20 protein-coding genes, 2 tRNA genes and 1 riboswitch are annotated in these 20,248 nt (G+C 64.6%); of the genes, 9 read left to right on the top strand and 13 right to left on the bottom strand.

All coding sequences use genetic code 11. The features are described from left to right. Nucleotides 1-50: 50 nt before the first annotated feature. Complete coding sequence (locus BLT60_RS05790) at nucleotides 51-380, top strand: L-rhamnose mutarotase (RefSeq protein ID WP_090875410.1); 330 nt, start codon at nucleotides 51-53, stop codon at nucleotides 378-380. Nucleotides 381-429: 49 nt separating this feature from the next. Here BLT60_RS05790 and BLT60_RS05785 read toward each other — a convergent pair whose 3' ends face one another. Continuing rightward, the gene (locus BLT60_RS05785; protein ID WP_090875408.1) at nucleotides 430-1,533 is read right to left on the bottom strand and encodes a fatty acid desaturase family protein; all 1,104 of its coding nucleotides are present in this window, start codon (nucleotides 1,531-1,533) and stop codon (nucleotides 430-432) included. A gap of 132 nt (nucleotides 1,534-1,665) precedes the next feature. Continuing rightward, nucleotides 1,666-2,799: a LacI family DNA-binding transcriptional regulator gene (locus tag BLT60_RS05780; protein ID WP_244521158.1), complete on the bottom strand. Its 1,134-nt coding sequence runs from the start codon at nucleotides 2,797-2,799 to the stop codon at nucleotides 1,666-1,668. Between the two features lie 163 nt (nucleotides 2,800-2,962). On the opposite strand from BLT60_RS05780, the gene BLT60_RS05775 reads away from it, so the two are divergent. Next, the gene (locus tag BLT60_RS05775) at nucleotides 2,963-4,270 is read left to right on the top strand and encodes an NAD(P)/FAD-dependent oxidoreductase (protein ID WP_090875404.1); all 1,308 of its coding nucleotides are present in this window, start codon (nucleotides 2,963-2,965) and stop codon (nucleotides 4,268-4,270) included. Nucleotides 4,271-4,282: 12 nt separating this feature from the next. Here BLT60_RS05775 and BLT60_RS05770 read toward each other — a convergent pair whose 3' ends face one another. The 4 genes from BLT60_RS05770 to BLT60_RS05755 form a co-directional block, all read right to left on the bottom strand. After that, on the bottom strand, nucleotides 4,283-5,047 hold the full coding sequence (locus BLT60_RS05770; protein WP_090875402.1) for a hypothetical protein: 765 nt from the start codon (nucleotides 5,045-5,047) through the stop codon (nucleotides 4,283-4,285). A 1-nt stretch (nucleotide 5,048) separates the two neighbouring features. Continuing rightward, nucleotides 5,049-6,011 carry a glycosyltransferase gene (locus BLT60_RS05765; protein WP_175478305.1) on the bottom strand — a complete coding sequence of 321 codons (963 nt, stop codon included), beginning with the start codon at nucleotides 6,009-6,011 and terminating at the stop codon, nucleotides 5,049-5,051. A gap of 101 nt (nucleotides 6,012-6,112) precedes the next feature. Continuing rightward, nucleotides 6,113-6,188: transfer RNA gene (locus tag BLT60_RS05760), tRNA-Glu, on the bottom strand. A gap of 181 nt (nucleotides 6,189-6,369) precedes the next feature. Beyond that, on the bottom strand, nucleotides 6,370-6,789 hold the full coding sequence (locus BLT60_RS05755; RefSeq protein WP_090875399.1) for a VOC family protein: 420 nt from the start codon (nucleotides 6,787-6,789) through the stop codon (nucleotides 6,370-6,372). 236 nt (nucleotides 6,790-7,025) lie between these two features. Between BLT60_RS05755 and BLT60_RS05750 the strand changes: the two genes are divergently transcribed. Next, nucleotides 7,026-7,604: a cold-shock protein gene (locus tag BLT60_RS05750; RefSeq protein ID WP_090875397.1), complete on the top strand. Its 579-nt coding sequence runs from the start codon at nucleotides 7,026-7,028 to the stop codon at nucleotides 7,602-7,604. A 62-nt stretch (nucleotides 7,605-7,666) separates the two neighbouring features. Here BLT60_RS05750 and BLT60_RS05745 read toward each other — a convergent pair whose 3' ends face one another. Beyond that, the gene (locus tag BLT60_RS05745; RefSeq protein WP_090875395.1) at nucleotides 7,667-8,320 is read right to left on the bottom strand and encodes a fused MFS/spermidine synthase; all 654 of its coding nucleotides are present in this window, start codon (nucleotides 8,318-8,320) and stop codon (nucleotides 7,667-7,669) included. Nucleotides 8,321-8,333: 13 nt separating this feature from the next. After that, nucleotides 8,334-9,353, bottom strand: a complete 1,020-nt coding sequence (locus tag BLT60_RS05740) for a spermidine synthase (RefSeq protein ID WP_090875393.1) — start codon at nucleotides 9,351-9,353, stop codon at nucleotides 8,334-8,336. Between the two features lie 169 nt (nucleotides 9,354-9,522). On the opposite strand from BLT60_RS05740, the gene BLT60_RS05735 reads away from it, so the two are divergent. Beyond that, complete coding sequence (locus BLT60_RS05735; protein WP_090875391.1) at nucleotides 9,523-10,413, top strand: hypothetical protein; 891 nt, start codon at nucleotides 9,523-9,525, stop codon at nucleotides 10,411-10,413. Nucleotides 10,414-10,623: 210 nt separating this feature from the next. Next, nucleotides 10,624-11,895 (top strand): diguanylate cyclase, encoded by a 1,272-nt coding sequence (locus BLT60_RS05730; protein ID WP_175478304.1) that lies wholly within the window; start codon nucleotides 10,624-10,626, stop codon nucleotides 11,893-11,895. 18 nt (nucleotides 11,896-11,913) lie between these two features. On the opposite strand, the gene BLT60_RS05725 is transcribed toward BLT60_RS05730, so the two are convergent. The 5 genes from BLT60_RS05725 to BLT60_RS05705 all read right to left on the bottom strand — a co-directional run bounded on the left by BLT60_RS05725 (nucleotide 11,914) and on the right by BLT60_RS05705 (nucleotide 16,393). After that, nucleotides 11,914-12,405: a hypothetical protein gene (locus BLT60_RS05725; protein ID WP_090875389.1), complete on the bottom strand. Its 492-nt coding sequence runs from the start codon at nucleotides 12,403-12,405 to the stop codon at nucleotides 11,914-11,916. 2 nt (nucleotides 12,406-12,407) lie between these two features. After that, the gene (locus BLT60_RS05720; RefSeq protein ID WP_090875387.1) at nucleotides 12,408-13,619 is read right to left on the bottom strand and encodes an agmatinase family protein; all 1,212 of its coding nucleotides are present in this window, start codon (nucleotides 13,617-13,619) and stop codon (nucleotides 12,408-12,410) included. Then, nucleotides 13,616-14,443 carry an ATP-binding cassette domain-containing protein gene (locus BLT60_RS05715; RefSeq protein WP_090875385.1) on the bottom strand — a complete coding sequence of 276 codons (828 nt, stop codon included), beginning with the start codon at nucleotides 14,441-14,443 and terminating at the stop codon, nucleotides 13,616-13,618. The genes BLT60_RS05720 and BLT60_RS05715 overlap by 4 nt, the downstream gene beginning before the upstream one ends. Further along, a complete protein-coding gene (locus BLT60_RS05710) occupies nucleotides 14,440-15,261 on the bottom strand; it encodes an ABC transporter permease (RefSeq protein WP_090875753.1) in 822 nt (273 codons plus the stop codon). Before BLT60_RS05710 ends, BLT60_RS05715 begins: the two co-directional genes overlap by 4 nt. A 61-nt stretch (nucleotides 15,262-15,322) precedes the next feature. Then, nucleotides 15,323-16,393, bottom strand: coding sequence for a putative urea ABC transporter substrate-binding protein (locus BLT60_RS05705; protein WP_425284974.1), 1,071 nt, complete (start codon nucleotides 16,391-16,393; stop codon nucleotides 15,323-15,325). 108 nt (nucleotides 16,394-16,501) lie between these two features. Then, nucleotides 16,502-16,614: riboswitch (guanidine-I (ykkC/yxkD leader) on the bottom strand. Nucleotides 16,615-16,875: 261 nt separating this feature from the next. Between BLT60_RS05705 and BLT60_RS05700 the strand changes: the two genes are divergently transcribed. The 4 genes from BLT60_RS05700 to BLT60_RS05685 all read left to right on the top strand — a co-directional run bounded on the left by BLT60_RS05700 (nucleotide 16,876) and on the right by BLT60_RS05685 (nucleotide 20,222). Then, complete coding sequence (locus BLT60_RS05700) at nucleotides 16,876-18,432, top strand: pentapeptide repeat-containing protein (protein ID WP_175478303.1); 1,557 nt, start codon at nucleotides 16,876-16,878, stop codon at nucleotides 18,430-18,432. Between the two features lie 99 nt (nucleotides 18,433-18,531). Then, nucleotides 18,532-18,608 (top strand) — tRNA-Pro (locus BLT60_RS05695). A gap of 110 nt (nucleotides 18,609-18,718) precedes the next feature. Beyond that, a complete protein-coding gene (locus BLT60_RS05690) occupies nucleotides 18,719-19,039 on the top strand; it encodes a Dabb family protein (RefSeq protein ID WP_090875379.1) in 321 nt (106 codons plus the stop codon). Nucleotides 19,040-19,175: 136 nt separating this feature from the next. Next, nucleotides 19,176-20,222: a Gfo/Idh/MocA family protein gene (locus tag BLT60_RS05685; RefSeq protein ID WP_090875377.1), complete on the top strand. Its 1,047-nt coding sequence runs from the start codon at nucleotides 19,176-19,178 to the stop codon at nucleotides 20,220-20,222. The last annotated feature ends 26 nt before the right edge of the window (nucleotides 20,223-20,248 follow it).

The following is a 20,248-nucleotide window of genomic DNA, read 5'->3' as shown; positions in this document are numbered from 1 at the left end:
CCGGTGGCCTCGAAACGCGCATTCGCGAGCAACGAAGGAGGAATCACACGATGGAACGCATGGGTCAGGTGCTGACGTTGAAGCCGGACACCATTGACGAATACAAGCGGCTGCACCGGGATGTCTGGCCCGCGGTCCTGCAGACGATCGCCGACTGCAATATCCGCAACTACTCGATCTTCCTGAAGGAGCCCGAAAACCTCCTCTTCGCCTACTGGGAATATCATGGCACCGACTTTGCCGCGGATATGAAGAAGATGGACGCCTCGGAAGACACCCAGCGCTGGTGGGAGATCTGCGGACCGATGCAGGAGCCGCTGCCGACCCGCAAGGAAGGCGAGTGGTGGGCGCGGATGGAGCAGGTGTTCTTCACCGACTAGACCGTTTCCCGGGTTGAGTCCGGACCGCCCTGGCGGTCCGGACCGCGCGCTATTCGGCGGCGACGCCGGCGGTCGAAGCGCCAGCCGGAACGAACGGCTTGGCGGTCGGCGGCAATTCCCGCTTCACGTAATAGCCCGGCTCCTTCACCTGGCGGATCAGCGTCGGAATGATCTCCTTATACGCCTCCCAGAAGCCGCTATAGGGCGTCGGGGTGTCGTCCTTCATCTCCTCGTGCAGCGCCGGGAGATTGTAGTAGGGGACCATCGGGAACATGTGGTGTTCGACGTGGTAGTTCATGTTGAGATAGAGGAACCGCGCCACCGGGTTCATGTAGACGGTGCGGCAGTTCAGCCGATGGTCGAGGACGTCCTCCGACAGACCGGCATGCTGGGTCAGTCCCGTCGTCAGGTACCACCACGCGCCGTAGAATGACGGCAGGCCGACATACATCAGCGGCAGGATGCTCCAGGTCGCCAGCGACAGCAGGATGACCGCCGCGTAGATGGCCAGGTGGATGCGGGCCGTGCGGTAGACCTTGTCCCACTCGGACTCGGGGATGAAGGTCTTCTCCTCGTCGCTGAGGCGGCCGGAGGCATGCAGGAAGACCTTCTTGAAATAGACCTTCGCCTGCGGCAGGCCGAGGAAGGCGAGGGCGAGTTCCCGAAGGTTTGGCGGGCGCGGCGCGGCGATTTCCGGATCGCGGCCGACGATGATCGTGTCGGTGTGGTGCCGGGTATGGCTCCAGCGCCAGACTTCCGGCTCGCGCAGGACCATGAAGGAGGCGATCTGGTAGAGGATGTCGTTCTTCCACTGGGTCCGGAACGCCGTGCGGTGGCCGAATTCATGCCAGCGCGCGTCGCTCGACGAGCCGTAGAGCACGCCGTAGACGATGAAGAAGGGGACGCACCACCAGGTGCCCCAGGTCAGGAAGCCGCCGATGGCGCTGGCGAAGAAGACCGCGGCCCAGATGGCGATGTCGCGGGTGGCCGGGCCATCGGAGCGCTGCATCAGCTCCTTCATCCGCTTGCGCGGAATCGCCGTGTGATACCACTCGGCCGTCGCGAGCCCGCGCTCCTCGGCGCGCAGGGTTTCAGGGCCAACGAGGCTGTAGTCCCTCTTGGGCGGTTCGGCGCTGTAGATATAGTCGGTCATCGTGATCCCTCCCGGAGACCCGCCAACGGTACGATTTTGATTGTGCCTAGATAGTGGGCGCTGATCCGCCGCTGTCAATCGGCTAGCACCGCGGCGGGCGTCCGGAACGCCAATTCCGGTGATGGTTTCCGATCACGGGACCGAAGTGGACCCTTCGCCGGGCTTGCCTGGCAGGAAAAGGCCGGTCTCCGTGCTCTCTTCGGCCGGCGGGATATTCTCCGGCCCGAAGATCGTGAAGGCGACGTCATTCGCCTCCGGCGGCGTATCGCTGTGGCCGAAGCGGCGGAGCAGCACGTCGACCGCCCGGCGCGCCTGCTCTTCCGGGTTCTGGTCGATGGCCAGCGTCATGACGCCGGTCGACAGCATGCGGGCAGTGTGGATCGACAATTCGTGGCCGATGAAGACCGGCCGTTGCTGCCAGGCGACTTGGCCGATGGCCTTGTCCACGGCGCGGTTGGCGCCGCCGGTGTTGTAGATGCCGACGATTTCTTCCGGTGCGCCGCCGATGCGATCCAGCACCAACGCTTCGGATTCGTCCTGGCGGTCGTGGCCCTCGATCACGTCGAGGATGGTCATCTCCGGGGCGTGGTCGCGCAACCCGTCGGTGAAGCCGCTGACCCGCTCGGCATGGGCGCGGTAGTCGTAGCTGTGGCAGAGCACCAGCACCGGGCCCGACCGGCGGGCCATCCGCGCCATGAAGAAGGCGGCGGTGCGGCCCGCGCTGTAGTGGTCGATGCCGACATAGGCGAGGCGCGGCGAGGTGGGGATATCGGAGATCATCGTCACCACCGGGATGCCGCGGGCGGTCAGCGCCCTGACGGCGTCGATGATCGCCAGTTGCTCCTGGCCGTAGATGATCAGCGCGTCGGCCTTGGTCGAGGCGAGGTGCTCGGCGACCTCGCGCGGGCGGGTCTCGTCGACGAAGCTGCGCTGGATGATGACCGAGCGGTCGAGGGTGGCGCCGACGCGGAGGAAGGCGGCACTGACTCGCTCGGCGAAGGGCGTCTCGCGCCGGGCCATGACGACGCCGATCCGCACGCCGCGCCGGTAGGGCCTTGGCAGGATCCGCGGCAGTCCGAGGTCGCGAGCCGCTTCGATCACCTTGCGGGCGGTGGCCGGGGAGACGTTGCCGCGCTCGTTGAGGACGCGGTCGACCGTGGCGATGCCGACGCCGGCACGGGCCGCGACATCGGAGAGGCCCGGCCGGGCCGGGCCGGGTCGCTGGCCCTTCGGCTCCCCGGTATCGTCTCTGGTCTCGTCGCTCACCCCGATCCTCCTCCGGGTCATCCATAGCCGATCCGGCAGCGATCGTCCGCACCATTTGATGGAATACCATCATGAGCACTCCCTCCGCCGGGTCGCCGCGATTGCGGTCGGGCTGTACTCGCCTGTACCTTCGGCTGATCGCAGTGGCGCGAGACCGGAGACCATGGCGCGACGTCGGGAACGGATTGTCATTGTCGGAGGCGGCCAGGCCGGTGGCAGGCTTGCCCAGGCGCTGTGCGCGGCCGACGGGCGCTTCGCCGTGACGCTGATCTGCCAGGAGCCGCATCCGCCCTATGAACGGCCACCGTTGTCCAAGGGCGTCCTGCTCGGCACCGCGACGCTGGAGGATTGCCTGATCTGGCCGAAGGCCGATCCCGCCTGGAAGGATGTCGACCTGCGGATCGGGGTGACGGCGATGGCGATCGACCGTGAGGCCCGGACCGTCGCGCTCGACGATGGCGAGACCGTCGCCTACGACCGGCTGGTGCTGGCCACCGGGTCGCGGGTTCGCCGGTTAACCACGCCGGGGTCTGACAGCGCCAATATCCATTCCCTGCGAAGTTTCGACCAGGCCGAGGCGATCGCCCGGAGCTTTGGCAAGGGCAAGCGGCTGATGATCGTCGGGGGCGGCTTCATCGGCCTTGAGATCGCGGCCTCGGCGCGGCTCAGGCATCTCGACATCACGATGGTCGAGGCGTCCGACCGGCTGCTCGCGCGCGTCGTGCCGAGCCAGATCGCCGGACTGCTGGCCGGGCGGCACCGCGTCGAGGGGGTGACGCTGAGGATGGGGGCGATGGTCGAGGCGTTCGAGCCGGGCGAGGACGGGCAGGCAAGGGTGGCGCGGCTTTCCACCGGCGAGACGCTGGCCTGCGACATGGCGGTCGTCGGCGTCGGTGTCGCCGCGAATGTCGAACTGGCGGCGGCCGCCGGGCTGGACATCGACGTCGGCATTCGCACCGACGCCAGCCTTCGGACCTCCGATCCGGCGATCTTCGCCTGTGGCGACGTGGCGACCTACTGGCATCCCCTGTTCGAGCGCACCGTCCGGGTCGAGGCTTTCCAGAATGCCGAGGACCACGCCCGGGTGATCGCCAGCGTCCTGACGGGGGGAGACGCCGTGTGCGATACCGTGCCGTTCTTCTGGTCGGATCAATACGACCTGTCGCTGCAGATCGTCGGCCTGCCGCATCTCGGCTCGTCGACCGTTGCGCGACGCCGCGACGATGGCGCGATGATCCTCTTCCACCTTCGGCCCGACGGCCGCATCGTCGGCGCGACCGGACTTGGCACGGTCGGCTCGATCGGCCGCGACATCCGGCTGGCCCAGGCGCTGATCGCGGCGCGGGCGCATCCGGACAGGGCGGTGCTGATGGATTCTTCCGCCCGGCTGAAGTCGCTGCTCGACCGGATGCCCGGGGCGTCGCTGCCGCCGGTGGCCGATGCGGTCGCAAGCGAGGCGCGGGGCGCCTAGCCCGTCCGGGCTTTATCGGGCGCGGTCGCGGGAGGACTGCGGTTCTGTTGCCGGCGTCGCCGGAATGTCGCCCATCCACAATCCGTCGTCGTCGCGATGCGCGGGCAGGTAGCCGCGCTCCGGCGGGATCGTCGCGAATTCAGCCCCGGCGTCATCGGCCAGGTAGTCGTAGCCGATGTCCTGATACGCCTTTTCAGGGTCGAGCAGCTTGTAGAGGTCGCGCCGCGCGGCACGGCGCTGCGGCGCGATCATCTTCAGGTGATAGAGGTTGAGGTCGGTCATCCGGCGGCGATAGCCGATCGGATAGGCCGGGGCATGGAGGGCTTCCTTCCGGAACTTCTGGCCGTCGAGCAGCGGAAACAGATTGTAGCGGACCTTCTTCCCCCAAAGACCGTCGACCCGGTAGGAATCCGGTGTGTAGAGCTCCCGGAAGTGGAAGCCGATCACCATCGGCTTGTCGTCACGCGTCATGTCCGGGAGGATGTCGGCGGCAGCGCTTTCGATCCGTTCGTCGGGATCGATGAACATCACCCAGCGCGCCCGCATGTTGCGCGCGGCCCGGATCAGCTTACGCCGGCGACGCGGTTCGGAACTGAAGGTGTCGGTCGCGGCGCGGTCGTCCCAGGCAACATAGCCGTCGACCAGCGGGCGGAGATTCTCGATCAGGTCCGGCACCAGATGGGCGTCGTAGCGGAACGAGAAGAGAGCCAGGATCCGCGGTCGGCTGCGCCATCGTCCCGGGAGCCAGCTCCGGGTGAAATGCTCGCGGACGATCATTCTACGGCGTCTGTTCAGCCGACGCGGAGTCTTCCGGCCGCGCCTGCAGCGCGATGGCGCTCGCCGCCGCCATCGCCTTGGGGGCGACCGGCGTCACCGGCGCAGGTGTCGAGCCACCGGCCCGGGGCAGGGCGCGGGTCGCGGCCGGCTGCCGCATCAACCACAAGGCGGCGCCGAGGCAGTAAGCCGCCGTCGCGACCGGGATGATCGGCTTTGCCAGCCTGACATAGACTTGGTCGCGCGGGTGGGTGTGGCGCGCCATGCGGGTCGACAACGACGACTTCCGCCACCATGCCTTCGGACCGCAGTCCATCCGCAGGCCATGCAGTTCGACGGTGGAACGCGCCGCGCGGGTGCCGCGGGCGAAATGGTCCCGGACGAGCGCCACCGGGTTGGTCGGGTTGGCGTGGACGGTTCTGACCTTCGGCTGCCACACCGGTTTCTTGTCCTCGGGCAGGCGGGCGTTGAATTCGGTGTCCTCTGCGACCCTGAGGTCTTCGCGGAAGGTGCCATAGGTCTCGAACAGCCGGCGGTCATAGGAGGCGCCGAAGGGCAGGCCACGTTTCTTCAGGCCGGGATGCCGCCAGGGCCACAGGGTCAGGTGCGATGCCCAGGCGAAGGGATTGCGCCGGCGGCTGTTGACGACCGAACTGCCGACCGCGGCGTATCCGCGACGATGGGTCTCGAGGCGGTTGCGCGCCCAGTTCGGCGATGCCTCGCAGTCGCTGGCGAGAAAGGCGACATAGCGCGCCCGGGTTGCGGCGATACCGAGGTTGCGGGCGGCGCCGACATAGACCCGCTCGGCGCGTTCGACCACCGGCAGATCCAGCTGGTTGGCGCTGAGCAGTGCCGCCATGTCGCCGCCGCCGGAATTCACCACGGCGATTTCGACGGGAGGCTGCTGGCGCAGCAGGGACCGGATCGCGCGAATCGTCTCGGGCGGTGCGCCGAGCGCGAGCACCACAACGGCGAGTTCGGGAATGGCGGATGCCGATTGTCCATCGGGCGAAAGTACCGATGCGGGACAGCTGCGATCAAGCCGAAAGGTCGAAAGTCTGGGGATAGTGGTACGCCCTACGGGAATCGAACCCGTGTTTCCGCCGTGAAAGGGCGGCGTCCTGGACCGCTAGACGAAGGGCGCAGCGCGCTGCCTTATAAGGGTGATCCCGGCTCCGAAACAAGTGCCTCGCGACGGCTTCTTGTCGGACCGGTGAATTTCGTCACCGACCGACGGGGAAATGCGGCCGTTCAGCGGGTATCAAACGTGCCCGCCGGCGCCTCTCGGGCCGGCGGACCAATGGAACGGGATGAGAGGTCCCAGGCTACCACTCACCGGTATTCGGCATCGTCGCCCAGGGCTCCTTGGGCTCAAGGCGCTGGCCCTTCTGGAGGATCTCCAGCGAGATGTTGTCGGGGGAGCGGATGAACGCCATGTGGCCGTCGCGCGGGGGGCGGTTGATCGTGACGCCGGCGTCCATGACCTTCTGGCAGAAGGCATAGATGTCGTCGACCTCGTAGGCGAGGTGGCCGAAGTTCCGGCCGCCGGTATATTCCTCCGGATCCCAGTTGTAGGTCAGTTCGACCGGCGCTTCCTCCTGGCCCTCGGGGGCGAGGAAGACCAGCGTGAAGCGACCCTTGTCGTTATCGATCCGACGGGTCTCCTTGAGACCGAGGAGGTCGCGATAGAATTTCAGCGACGCGTCGAGATCACGGACGCGGACCATGGTGTGAAGATATTTCATCGGAGCTCCTCCTGATGCCTGGCGATTTGCGGCGGCGAGCATAAGGTCGCCCGCGGCAAAGGCAAATCGGGCCGGACCCACCCCCACTGCTGCTGCCCGATCGTTGCAAAGAGTACACAGGCGCAGGCGCAGTCCCATTTTGGGCTGGCCTCTCTTCTTGCGGGTGTTATGCTCTTACGAGATTCGGCGAAGGCTGCGCCGGACAATGCGGCATCGTTTAGGGGCACGGCGTCAACATGGGGGCGAAGGTCTCACCCGGACTTCCAGTCGGCGTGACGACAGGCGAAGAAGCGCCCGTCGATCTCGTCGAGGTCTCCGGCATCATCAAATGGTTTGACGCTTCGAAGGGCTACGGCTTCATCATTCCGGACGACGGTTCGGCCGATGTCCTGCTGCATGTCACCTGTCTCCGCCAGGGCGGTTTCCAGACGGCGCATGAAGGCGCGCGGGTGGTCTGCGAAGCGGTGATGCGCGAGAAGGGCCTCCAGGCGTTTCACATTCTCAGCATGGACGATTCGACCGCGGTGCATCCGCCGCAGACGGTCGAGGCCCGCACCCATACGACGGTGACGCCGACCAGCGGTCTCGAGCGCGCGACGGTGAAGTGGTTCAACCGAACCCGCGGCTACGGCTTCCTGACCCGCGGCGAGGGGACCGAGGATATCTTCGTCCACATGGAGACGCTGCGCCAATACGGGCTGGCCGAATTGCGGCCGGGACAGACCGTTCTGGTGCGCTATGGCAATGGCGCGAAGGGACTGATGGCGGCGGAAGTGCTTCCCGATACCGGCGCCAGCGGCCTGTCGTCCCACTAGACCGAATTTCCGGAATTTTCCAATTGAAACAGCGCTCTAGTGCGCTGCTTTCGCGTGTCGATTCACTCCGACTTGCCGTAGATGGCGCGGGTCGAGAGCGAGGCGAAGGCCGTCGCCAGCAAGAAGGTGGCGAAGCCGGCGGTGATCGCCCGGGTGCCGACCGAGGGGATCAGGATGAAGGTCGTCACGATGATCCCCATGATGTTTCCAAAGGAGGAAATCGCGAACAGCCCGCCGGAAATCCGGCCGGCATCCTTCGGGTCGCGCAGCAAGAGGCGCACCGACAGCGGCGAGTACATGCCGAGGACGACCAGCGGCGGGAAACAGACGACGAAGCCCGAGACAAAGAGCGCGGTGAACTCGCCGTCGATCTCGCCGATCAGCGATTCCAGTCCGCCCTGGGTCAACCAGTAGATGAAGAACAGATAGGCCGAGGCGAGGAACTTGATCACCGCGGCGAGGCCGAAGCCCGGGAAGCGATCGGCGACGAAGCCGCCGAGGAAATAACCGGCCATCAATCCGCCGACGACGATCGAGATGATCGTCGCCCAGGTGTAGATGCCGCTGCCGAAGAGCGGCGTCAGGATGCGGCTCGCCACCATCTCGAAGCCGAGCGTGACGAAGCCGAGGGTGATGACATCGATCACCACCAGGAGGGCGGCGCCGGGGCCGACCGCGAGTCGGCGGTGGAGGGGAAGCGCAGGTGCGAGGGTCATGATGGGGCGCCGGTCAACTCTGTTTCTGATTGTGCCGGTCGATCGCCTTCAGATACTCCACCGGGGCGAAGTCATCGGTCAGCGGTTCGGCGTCGGCGTCGAATTCCGGCTCGTAGCCGCGTTCCAGAATCTGCGTGAGATCGTATCGGAAGCCGTACTCGGCCTGGCGCTCGGCGGCAATCCGCCGGAGTTCGGCCGGGTCGCGCTTCGGGCCGTCATAGGCGACGATGACGATGTTGCCGCGGCCCTCGTAGAAGTCGAGATTGTCGAAAGCGGCGCCGATGGTGGCGACGGCGCTGTCGAAGAGCATGGTCGACGGCTCGACATTCTGGATGGCGATGCCGCCGGGCTTCAGGTGGCTGGCGACCTCCTCGTAGAACTCGGTGGTGAGGAGGTGGAAGGGGACGAAGGGACCGCGATAGGCGTCGACCATGATCAGGTCATAGGTCTCGTCCGACTTGGTCAGCCAGACCCGGCCGTCGAGGATCTCGAGGTCGAAATTCTCCTCGGCCTTCACGCCGAAGAACTGGTCGGCGACCTGCGCCACCTGCGGGTCGAGCTCGACGGCGGTGAAGTGCAGGTCCGGGACGCTCTTGTGGTGGTACCAGGCGGTGCGGCCGCCGCCGAGGCCGATGATCGCGGCATTCTCGAGCGCCGGCGCGTAGGCGAGACCGACCGTCATCGACTGGGTGTAATAGACCGGCAGATCGAGTTCGTCGTCGGGATTGACCACCGATTCGGTGTAGCGCAGGCGTTCCGCGCCGAACGACAGGACGTATTGGCCATTGGTCCGCTTGTAGACGTAGATGTCGTTGTAGAGGGACTCGATCCGGGCGATCAGCCCCGGTTCCGATCCGGTCTCGGCGACCAGCTCCGTCCGGGGCTGAGGCCACAGCAGAACCCCGAGGACGGCCGCGACGACCACCGCGCCGGCAAGGGCGATCAGGATGGCGGCTCGCGAACCGGTTGCCGCCCTGGGTTTTTCGGGCGGCGTCTTCTGCCCGCTGGTCTTCGCGCGTCCGCTCTTTGCCATGACGGTACGGGATACTCCTGACGTTGGCGGCGGAGTATAGCGACGGTCGATGGCAAGACAACGGCGGCGCCAGGTGCGACACCGGCGATCGTCGAAGCGATGCGGATCGTCGTATCCGGGCGCCATGCGCCGGTGTAGATTGCCGCCTTCCTCATCGGGATTCCACCTCATGAAAGTCTTTGCGATCGCCTTGCTGGCCCTGGTGTCGATTGCCGCCGGGTCGCCAGCCCAGGAACAGGATTACCTCGCGTCACGCGACGCCTTCGTCGCCCGCTTCACCGCCGAGGCGGCGGCCGGCAATTTCGGCGACGAGGTCATGGCCGCGCATCAGGAGGCGCTGGACGAACTCGAAGCGCAGTTGCGCGATCTCATCGGTCCGGTGACGCTTGACGGCTTCTCGTCGGAGGGGGCGGTCAGCCTCGAAGCGCTGTTCGACGGCGACCTCGGCTTCGGCCTGCTGGACGGACTGACCTTTGGAATGGACGACGGCAGCGCGGGCGCGCTGGTGACCACCAAAGGAATTGTCGACGCCTGGCTCGCCGAGCATCGCGACTGGTGGGGCACGCCGGCCATGCCGGGCGATCTGCGCGACGCGCTGGAGACGGGCGCCTTCTACACCCAGGCGATCAGCGCCGACGCGGCCGTTGCCCGGTTCGCGGAGATCCCCGTTAAGCCGCCGGCCGGCGCCGATTTCGCCTATGCGATGCTCGATCTGCGCAGCCAGGATGTGGCGATCGGCGTGCCGGACGAGATCATCGTGGTGGTGCTTGCCAATGGCCGTTTCACGCTTGCCAGCGCGCCGGTGACATCGCCGGTCACAGCGATCGCGGATTGCGATGCGGTCTGGCAGGACTACGAGGCGCAGGCGATGGCTCTGTCCGAGAGCGACCAGGACGCGGGCGCGGACGACGACAGCCGCTTTGATGAAATCGGCCGAATCTATGCGGAAGGCGAGGCGGCTTTTCACACCTGCTATGGCGAACGGGTCGACGACCAGGACTTCTATCCCGGTCTGGTCGACGAGGCGCAGGCGTTGGTCGACAGGCTCAAGACGCCCTAGGCGGCACTCCGGTCAGTCCCGGACCGGATGGCCTGCCCTGCGGACGGAGAGAGACCGAGGTCCGTGGCAAGGCACATTCGAGACTTTGACTTAACGTTTTTTGCAGCACTGACGCCCCAAATGGTCCGACATGATCATTGAATGCGAGGGCGTGCACCTGTGGAAGCTCTTCTAAAGACCAGATCTCTGCGTTTCTGGATCGCGTTGAGCATGTCCATTGCGATCCTGCCACTGATTGTTTCTGCGGTTGTGAGCTACTTTGTCCTCAATCACGGCGTGATCGACTCCTTTCAGGACGTCCTGATGCGCGAGCGCACCCAGATCGCGCCGACGCAACGGTTGCGGCTGGACATCGCCAACTCGCTGGTGCCGGTGGACGAGTTCATTGAGGACGGCGATCCGGTTCATCAGCGGGCCTACCGGGAGGCCCGGACCAGGATCGAAACAGAGTTCGGGGCGCTCGGTGAAGCGGTAAAGGATGAACCGGCGGCATATGCCCTCGTGCAGCGGGCGCGCGACGAATGGACCACGGCCGATCGTCAGGCGACCGAGCTGATCTCGGTCCAGCAGCGACGAGGCGACCCGGCGGCAATCGCCGCGATGCAGCGGTTCCATGGCGAAATCGCGGCTGCGACCGACAAGCTGGCGGCCGTCCACAACCATCTCGACGGAGAGGTCCAGGCCGACCATGACGTCGCGGTTCTCTTCTACGAAAGGGCGATCTGGACCACCAGCGTCGCCGGGATCTTTTCGCTGTTGGCGATTGTCGGCGGTGTGTTCCTGATCGGCCGCATCATGGTCGCGAGTGTCGATCGGCTTGTCGATGGCGCGGTGCGGTTTGCGGACGGCGATCGCGGACACCGCATCGATGTCCAGATTCCGCCCGAACTCCATCGGGTCGCGGAAGAGTTCAACCATATGATCGGCCGGATCAACGAGTCGGAGGAAGTCCTCGCCGAACTGGCCCGCCGGGACAGCCTGACGGGACTGGCGAACCGTCGCGCGTTCGATGAGTCGTTGTCGGAAGCGTGGGCGCGCGTCGAGCGGTTCCGGGAACAGGTTTCGCTGCTGGCGATCGATATCGACCATTTCAAAGAGATCAACGATACCTATGGCCATTCAGCCGGGGACGCCGTGCTGCGGGCGATCGCGCATACGATGACCGGCCAGTTGCGGCTTAGCGACAAGCTGTTTCGATCGGGTGGCGAGGAATTCTCCGCGATTCTTCCGGGTACGAACAGCGAGGAGGGGAGAGAAACGGCGGAGCGGATTCGCAAGGCGATCGCGGCTTGCCCGATCCAACTGGACGGCACGGATGTCACGGTAACGGTCAGTGTCGGAATCGCCTCGGCCCAGGGCTTCAGCGATCCCGGCGAGATGGTCGAGGCAGCCGACGCAGCCCTCTATGACGCAAAGCTCCACGGCCGGGATCGTGTCGTCGTCGACGGAGACGGTCGGCGGAAGAACCGGACCGCGGCGTGATCGGTTCCGGCTCGAATTCTAGCGGGACGGCGTGACGTTGGTCAGGGCCTTCGCTTCGCTGAGCGCGAGGCGGACTGTCTGGTCGTCCGACTGGTACACGAAGGCCAGCGCATCGCGACGCGACGTGATCGCGGCGGGGAGAGGGGTATAGTTGAAACCCTCTCCGCCGAGATGAGGCGTGACGCTGCCGACATCGGTGGTCTGGCTGGCCTCGACCCGCAACAGGTTCAGGGTCCTGCCATCCGTCGTCCGTCCGATGAACGGAACTCCCGCGAGCCTGAGAAAGCTCGTCGGATCCGGCGCGCGCGGAAAGGCTTCGAGAAACGCGGTCTCGACAAGATCGAGATCGGGCTCCGAGGGCGCCGCCTCGGGCCGGGCCTCGCCCTCAGGCAGGTGCGGGGTTTGCCATTGCGTCGTGGCAGTAGCGCCGTTGTGCCCGATCGGGGCATGGGCGTGATGATGATGATGGTGGTGGTCGTGGGGACCGTGGTGGTGTCCGTCATGGGCCATGGTCAGAAACTCACCGGCTTGTCGATCAGGTGCTTGTGGGAGCCCATCTTGCCGTGGGCGACGAGCGAGCCCAGCGCCTCGACGACGACCCGGGCGCCGAACAGGGCGGTGATGTCCGAGGTGTCATAGGGCGGCGAGACCTCGACCACCTCGAGCCCGCAGATGCCTTCCGCGCAGACCAGCCCGAGGATCTTCAGCGCCTCGCGGGGCAGGAAGCCGCCGGGCTCCGGCCATCCGGTTCCGGGTACGAAGCCGCAATCGATCGAGTCGACGTCGAAGGAGATGTAGACGGCATCGGCGTCCTTCCAGGCGAGTTCGAGGGCGACCTCCGCGGTCTTCTCCAGCCCCATTTCCTCGATGTCGTCGATGGTCAGGACATTGGTGTTGCGCTCGCGGGCGACCTGGACGCCGGGGCGCGGCACCTGCCAGCCGCCGATGCCGAGCTGGACCAGGTTGGTCGCCGAGACATTCGGCATGTTGGTTGCCCAGTACCAGGGCGTCGTGTGCATCCGCTCGTCGAGATCCTTCTCCTGGATGTCGATGTGGCGGTCGAAATGGATGATGCCGATGCGCTTCGATGTGCAATCGGCGATGCCGCGGACGCAGGGGAAGCCGATCGAGTGGTCGCCGCCGAGCATGATCGGCAGCGCGCCGGACGAGAACACATGGCTGACGCCGCGGGTGATCTGGTCGAAGCTCTTTTCGAGATTGGCGGGAATCGTGAAGACGTCGCCGGCGTCGCAAAGCGTCATCTGCTCGCGGAGGTCGACGCCGAGCTCGTAATTGTAGGGCGTGTAGAGCGCCGAGATGCGGCGAATGCCCTGCGGCCCGAAACGGGTGCCGGGCCGGTAGGTGGTGCCGGAATCGAAGGGGATGCCGAGCACTGCGGCGTCATACTTGCCGACATCGCGGACGTTTTCGACATAGGGCGCCTTGAGGAAGGTGTTGATGCCGGCGAAATGCGGCAGCTCGCCTCGGGCGAATGTCGGGATCGACTTGTCGGTGAGCACATCGGCGCCGGGCAGGCCCATGTCGAGCGCCCACTTTTCCTCGCGCCGCCAGCCGTCGACCGACAGGCGACCCTCGGCTTCGACCGCCTTCCATCCCCGCGTCTCCTTGGCATTGAAGTCGGGATGATGCCGGCGGCTGCGGTCGGGAGAGGGGACGGCGCCAGCGTAGCGGCGGGCCTTCTGGCGCTCTTTGCCGAAGATCATTGGGGGGCTCCCTTTCTGTTTTCGTTGGTGAGAAGCGAGATGGTCTGGTCGAGCGCGTCTGCGGCTTCGACGGAGGCCGTCGCGATGTCGGTGCGCTGTGCCGAGGGACGGCGGAGCGGCAGGTCGTAGGTGATGGTCGCGCCATAGGCGGTCGGCGCGTCGGGATCGTGCCGCACCTTGTCGAAGACGATCAGCCGGGTGCCGAGCTTGAAGGCCTCGGCGATGTCATGCGTGACCATCAGCACGGTCATCCCGATCTCCTCCCACAACGCCAGCAGCAACTCGTGCATGTCGCGGCGGATGCCGGGATCGAGGGCGCCGAAGGGCTCGTCGAGGAGGAGAAGCTTGGGCTTCATCAGCAGCGCCTGGGCGATGGCCAGCCGTTGCTGCATGCCGCCCGACAACTGGGCGGGGTAGCGGTCGCTGGCATGCGCGAGGCCGATCCGGACGAGGATGTCGTCGACTTCCGTGCACAACGCCTTCCGTCTCGCGCCAAAGAGCCGACCGAAGTGTCGGGAGCGCGCGAGTTCGAGCGGCAGGATGAGGTTCTCGGTCACGGTCAGGTGGGGGAAGACCGAGTAGCGCTGGAAGACGATGCCGCGGTCCGGGGTCGGCCGGTCGGGGATTGGTTCGCCGGCCAGCGTGATGGTGCCGCGGGTTGCGGATTCCTGGCTGAGGAGGAGGCGGAGGAAGGTCGACTTGCCGCAACCCGAAGCGCCGACGACGGTGACGAAGGCGCCTTCGTCAATGTCGAGGTTGATCCGCTCGAGGATCGGCGTCTCGTCGTAACTGACCGCGACGTCCCGGACCGCGACGAAGCTCACAGGCTGTCTCCCTCGAGATGAGCCCAGCGGAAGGCGCGGCGGGAGAAGGCGTGGAGCAGGCGGTCAAGCGTATAGGCGAGCAGGGTGATCCACAGGACGTAAGGGATGATGATGTCCATGGCGAGGTAGCGCCGGACGAGGAAGATCCGGTAGCCGAGGCCGCCGGTCGAGGCGATCGCCTCGGCCGAGATCAGGAAGATCCAGGCAGGCACGAGGCCGAGCCGCATGGCGGTCACCAGCTTCGGCCAGATCTGCGGCAGCACGACTCGCTGCACCAGTTGCCACGGGCCTGCGCCGAGGGTCTCGGCCTTGATGATCTGTTCGCGCGGAATGTCGATCACCGCCTGGGCGAGCGAGCGGGTCATGATCGGCGCGGTGCCGAGCACGATCAGCATGACCTTGGACAATTCGCCGAGGCCGAAGATGATGAAGAGGATCGGCAGGATGGTGATTGGCGGGATCAGCGAGATCGCGGCGACGAAGGGCGCCAGCGACGCCCGCACGCGGGGGACGAAGCCGATCAGTACGCCGAGCGACACGGCGATCAGCGCGGCGACGGCGATGCCGACGCCGAGACGGCCGAGACTGAGCGCGGTGTCCGACCACAGCAACAGGTCGCCGGAGCGCTTGTCCGGCACCGTCGCCATCTCCCAGAAGGCGTCGGCCATCTTGCCGAAGGGCGGCAGCAGCTTGTCGGCCGGGTTTTCGAGCCGGCGAAGGTGACTGCCGACCGCATAGGCGGCGATCAGCAGGACGAACGGAATTGCGCCAAGCGACAGCCGGGTCGAGCGGGTCAGTTTGCCGTGAGTGACTGCCATCAGGGTGTCGGGTCGACCGCCGCGCAAGTCGGCGGCCGTCCCGTCCTTTTGTTGCCTGGGCTCAAAGCGCGCCGTCGACCGCCATCTGCATGTAGGTCGGGTCAAAGCGCAGCTTGATGTTGTCGGTGTCGCCCAGGGTCTTGCCGCCGGGGAAGGCCATGCCGACGGCGTCCGGGCTGTCGGCGCCGTCGCCGAGGATGCCGTGGTCGAAGAGGAACTGGGCGACGAACTTCATCGTGTCGATCAGCTTCTCGTCCTTGGCGAAGGCGACCGCGTCGGCCGGGTCGTAGAACATCTGGGTGGTGGCGAGCTGCGCGTTGTAGCCGGCAAGGTCGGTGCCGGACGCCTCGGCCATGGCGGAACGGGCGGGTGCCTCGTCGCCGGTTTCCTTGGCCATCAGGGTCATCGCGTCATACCAGGCGGCGACCAGCGCCTTGCCGAATTCGGGATTGTCGGCGAGCGTCTCGGTGTTGACCATCATGATGTCGATGATCTCGCCGGGGATCTCGCTTGAATCGAAGACCTTGTGGGAATCCGGGAACGCCTCGATTTCCGAGAGCAGCGGGTTCCAGGTGACTACCGATGTGACGTCCGGCGTCGTGTAGGCGGCGACCATGTCGGCGTCCGAGGTGTTGACGACGGTCAGGTCGGCTTCCTTCAGGTCGACCGTGTCGAGGGCGCGGGCGAGCAGGTAATGCGAGACTGACAGCTCGACGAGGTTGACGCTCTGGCCCTTGATGTCGGCCAGCGCATCCTTGCCCTTGAGGACGATGCCGTCGTTGCCGTTGGAGAAGTCGCCGATGATCAGCGCGGTGGTGTCGATGCCGCCGGCCGAGGGGATCGACAGGGCGTCCATATTGGTCATCGAGCAGCCGTCATATTCGCCGGCCGTGTACTGGTTGATCGACTCGACATAGTCGTTGATCTGAACGATCTCGACGGTGATGCCGTATTTCTTGGCGTGGAGATCCATGATCCCGGACTCCTGGATGTAGCCCCAGGGCATCCAGCCGACATAGATCGACCAGCACACCTTGAAATCGGTCTTCTTCTCGGCCTGGGCGCTGATCGGCGCGAGGCAGGCGGCGGACAGTCCCAGCGCGACAAGCGCGGATTTCGACAACGTCTTCAGGGTCATTCTCGGCTCCTTCGTGTTCCGCCGACGGATCGGCCGGCTTGTTTCGCGAAGATTTGCCGAGCACGCGGGAGGACGGGTTGCGCTCAGCAAACCCGTGCAGCGACCTCCCGGGATTTTGGCCCGCCGTGTCCCGAAGCCCCGTCGTTATTGGGGCTTCGGGTGCGTCTCTCGGACCAGGCATCGCCAAAGCGACCGGAACCCTAGACGCACTGCACGGATAACGAGGTTCGCAAGATCGATGCCAGCGGGTTGGCGCAAGAGATGGAAGGCGCGTTCTCAGAGGATTGGCGTCTATTTGATCGGTCGCCTGCTTGTTGTGCAGGGTGTCAAGCGATCGCAGATAACGTCAGTGCCGCGCCCGCCAAGCACTAGCCTGAGCTGACACAACCATTGATGGTCGTTGTCGTTCTCTGCTAATATAGAGGGTCTCAGCCCTGCGAATTTCGTTCATGAGGTAAACGATGATGAAAGACCGAGTGAAATATGTCGACGAGATAGCAAAGAACACGCAGGTCGCTTGGCTCACTTCGCTTGCGCTGATTGCATTCTCCCTCATTACCATTGGCGGAGTGAGGGATAGCGACTTTTTTGCTAAAGTGGTTAGAACCGAATTGCCGTTGCTCGGAATTTCTGTGCCAACAGTCGCATTCTTCATCGTAATGCCGATTCTTCTGGCAAGTGGGTACTTATATTTTTTATTCTATGTCGTCAAACTTACGAGTGGAATTGCGTCCCTACCCTCAGAAATACGCATGGATGGGACAGAAAAAACGACTCCATTAAGTATGGCTATACAGCCCGGCCTAATATCAGAAGCCTTAATTTCAAGAAAAACTGATGCAATTCCATCTGAGTTTGGGTTTGTCTACCCAATTTTGGCATTATTTCTCGCATGGTGGGCTGCGCCCGCAGTTCTTTTTTTGTTCTGGATTCGATCATGGTCGCATCATAATCTTGGATTGACAATATTTATAGCTGGATTACTAGTTTTTGCGCTATTGTTTGGGTGGATCACTTATGCGTCTGTCCTGCGGGCGCTTAGAAGCGGGTCGACATTGCAGTTGAAGCGTAGTGGCGTTCCGATTATTTGGTCATTCGCTTTATTAGCGGTATTGGCTTTTTTTACATCGTTCGCATTTACTCGCGGATTTACCGTTGGCCCTTCGCTTCTCTGGCAAGCAGACCTTTACCAAGTTGAATTGGTCGAACGTCCCGATGATTGGTTGCCAAGGAGGCAGGCTGAACTGGAATTCCTAGCTGATCACGCCAATCTGAGCCGCATGGATCTCGATAAAGCTCTTGCGGACGAGCCTAGCCTGCGGTTTGCGAATGCCAAGGAGCAATTCGTGGAACAGCGAAACCATTTCCTGCTCTCCCTCGCCCGACCACAGCTTGAACGAACTGACCTTCGGTCAGCGGACATGAGGTATGGTTTCTTACCTGCGGTAAACCTGAGAAGAGCCGATCTCAGCGGCGCGCGCCTCTTCGCCGCTGAGATGGAGGGCGCACTATTAAGCCGGGCGAAGCTGAAAGGCGCGGCACTCACACGAACTACGTTGTCCTGCGCAAGGCTGGAAAAGAGCAGATTGGATTACGCATACATGGTGCGCGCGCGGCTCGATCGCGCGAGTCTGAAGGGAGCTGTTCTTGTGGGAACTAACTTACGCGGCGCGGACCTTTCTGGCGCAAACCTCACTGGGGCCACAATATCGCGGACCAACCTTTACGAAGCGAATCTGAGGAACGCAATACTCTCCGAGAAAGGTCTGGAAGGAGCAATCGGCAATGCCGACACGATACTGCCGCCGCACGATCCGCCATTTCGGTTGGCTACGTGTTTCATTGACTTGGAGCGTGACCAAATATCCGAGCTTTCATCAGCATGGCGACTACCGGTTGAAGCGTTTGTGGGGCGGTATGTTTGCACTGATGACAAACCAACGTACGTTTTTGGACCAAATGCCGACGGAACAGCAACTTCGAGTAATTCCGGGCGCTGTTGGCCCAACGTAGGCGGGGAAGAAACGGATTAGGTCGGCGACGAGTGACGCTGAAATTGACCCTGCTGCGGCCAGTGTGGATGACGCAGCGGGATTGACCAGAACCGTCATACCGGCCACATACGATGTGTTCGGGGCGTAGCTCAGCCTGGTAGAGCACCTGCTTTGGGAGCAGGGGGTCGTAGGTTCGAATCCTGCTGCCCCGACCATTTTCCGTTACCGCCGCCCGCCGCCGAGGCGCATTCACCGCCTTTCCCGACCGTCGTGACCTTCCCGGTCACCCTCGGCGTCTTCCTTTCCCTTCATCGGAGTAAGACTCATGGACCAGACCAAGCTGCGCCACATCGTGCTGTTCGGCTTCAAGGACGGCACCACCGAGGCCGAGATCGACGAGATCGCCCGGCGCTTCGGCGTGCTGGCGACCGAGGTCGACGGGGTCGATGGGTTCGAGTGGGGGGTGAATAACAGCCCGGAAGGCAAGTCCGGCGGCCACGAACACTGCTTCGTGCTGACCTTCGTCTCGGAAGCGGCGCGCGACGCCTATCTGCCGCACCCGAAGCACAAGGAATTCGTCGCCTTCGCCTCGGCATGGATCGAGCGGGCGCTGGTGGTCGACTACTGGGCGCAGGCCGCCGGCTAGACGGCTGGCGTCGCGAGGCGGGGACGGTTCCGCCGCGCCTTGCCACTAAATAACCGACAAGTTACTTTCGTCGGCGCTCTCCCGCGACCGGCGCCGCCGGTGCCGTGTTGCCCCATTCCCAGCCGACGGAAGCCTCATGCCCGCATCGCCAGGATTCGATTTCGCCACCATCGGTATCAACCATGGCCACGTCTACGCGCAGACCAGCGTGATGATCGAGGCCGGTTGCCGGCTCAAGGCGTTCTACGGGCCGGAGGACGATCTGGCCGCGCCCTATAGCGAGGCGTTTCCCGAGGCCAGGCGGGTCACCGACGAGCGCGAAATCCTCGAGGACCCGGAGATCAAGCTGATCATCGGGGCGGGGATCCTGGCCGAGCGGGCGCCGATGGCCGTTCGGGCGATGCGCCATGGCAAGGACGTGATGCTCGACAAGCCCGGCGCCACCAGCCTCGACCAGCTGGCCGAATTGCGCGCGGTGCAGGCGGAGACCGGGCGGATCCTGTCGATCTGCTATTCCGAGCACCTGCTCCAGCCCGCCACGATCGCCGCCGGCGAACTGGTCAGGGCCGGGGCGATCGGCAAGGTGATGCAGACTGTCGGCCTCGGGCCGCACCGTGAGGGCAATTACCCCCGCCCGGACTGGTTCTACCAGAAGGCGCGCTACGGCGGCATTCTCTGCGATATCGGCTCGCACCAGGTCGAGCAGTTCCTGTTCTTCACAGGGGCCAGCGAGGCGACTGTCGCCTCGAGCCAGATCGCCAATTTCGACCACCCCGACAAGCCGGATTTCGACGACTTCGGCCAGATGGTGCTCGTCTCGGATTCGGCCACCGGCTACATCCGCGTCGACTGGTTCACCCAGGCCGGGCTGCCGGTTTGGGGCGACGGGCGGCTTTTCGTCCTCGGCACCGAGGGGACGATCGAACTCCGCAAATATATCGACATCGCCGGCCGGCCCGGCAGCGACCACCTGTTCCTGGTCGATGGCGAGGGCGTCCGCCACATCGATTGCGCGTCGACCGAAGTCCTCTACGGCAAGCAACTTCGCGACGATGTCCTGAACCGCACGGAAACCGCGATGGGGCAGGCGCATTGCTTCCTGGCGACCGAGCTGGCTCTGACCGCCCAGGCCGAGGCGACGCGGATCGGCGGAAACCGGCCAGCGGTAAAAGGGCGGGCTTGATCCGGCGGATCGGCTCGGCCTATCTA

This window comes from Bauldia litoralis (assembly GCF_900104485.1).
Taxonomy (GTDB): domain Bacteria; phylum Pseudomonadota; class Alphaproteobacteria; order Rhizobiales; family Kaistiaceae; genus Bauldia; species Bauldia litoralis.
Note: the sequence above shows the minus strand (reverse complement) of the source record. Positions and strands in the feature narration are given on the sequence as shown.

What these genes read in the sequence shown, in the direction of transcription:
- BLT60_RS05790 (WP_090875410.1), top strand. Translation starts at nt 51, where the DNA reads ATGGAACGCATGGGTCAGGTGCTGACGTTGAAGCCGGACACCATTGAC.
- BLT60_RS05785 (WP_090875408.1), bottom strand. Translation starts at nt 1,533, where the DNA reads ATGACCGACTATATCTACAGCGCCGAACCGCCCAAGAGGGACTACAGC.
- BLT60_RS05775 (WP_090875404.1), top strand. Translation starts at nt 2,963, where the DNA reads ATGGCGCGACGTCGGGAACGGATTGTCATTGTCGGAGGCGGCCAGGCC.
- BLT60_RS05770 (WP_090875402.1), bottom strand. Translation starts at nt 5,047, where the DNA reads ATGATCGTCCGCGAGCATTTCACCCGGAGCTGGCTCCCGGGACGATGG.
- BLT60_RS05755 (WP_090875399.1), bottom strand. Translation starts at nt 6,789, where the DNA reads ATGAAATATCTTCACACCATGGTCCGCGTCCGTGATCTCGACGCGTCG.
- BLT60_RS05750 (WP_090875397.1), top strand. Translation starts at nt 7,026, where the DNA reads ATGGGGGCGAAGGTCTCACCCGGACTTCCAGTCGGCGTGACGACAGGC.
- BLT60_RS05745 (WP_090875395.1), bottom strand. Translation starts at nt 8,320, where the DNA reads ATGACCCTCGCACCTGCGCTTCCCCTCCACCGCCGACTCGCGGTCGGC.
- BLT60_RS05740 (WP_090875393.1), bottom strand. Translation starts at nt 9,353, where the DNA reads ATGGCAAAGAGCGGACGCGCGAAGACCAGCGGGCAGAAGACGCCGCCC.
- BLT60_RS05735 (WP_090875391.1), top strand. Translation starts at nt 9,523, where the DNA reads ATGAAAGTCTTTGCGATCGCCTTGCTGGCCCTGGTGTCGATTGCCGCC.
- BLT60_RS05730 (WP_175478304.1), top strand. Translation starts at nt 10,624, where the DNA reads ATGTCCATTGCGATCCTGCCACTGATTGTTTCTGCGGTTGTGAGCTAC.
- BLT60_RS05725 (WP_090875389.1), bottom strand. Translation starts at nt 12,405, where the DNA reads ATGGCCCATGACGGACACCACCACGGTCCCCACGACCACCACCATCAT.
- BLT60_RS05720 (WP_090875387.1), bottom strand. Translation starts at nt 13,619, where the DNA reads ATGATCTTCGGCAAAGAGCGCCAGAAGGCCCGCCGCTACGCTGGCGCC.
- BLT60_RS05710 (WP_090875753.1), bottom strand. Translation starts at nt 15,261, where the DNA reads ATGGCAGTCACTCACGGCAAACTGACCCGCTCGACCCGGCTGTCGCTT.
- BLT60_RS05690 (WP_090875379.1), top strand. Translation starts at nt 18,719, where the DNA reads ATGGACCAGACCAAGCTGCGCCACATCGTGCTGTTCGGCTTCAAGGAC.
- BLT60_RS05685 (WP_090875377.1), top strand. Translation starts at nt 19,176, where the DNA reads ATGCCCGCATCGCCAGGATTCGATTTCGCCACCATCGGTATCAACCAT.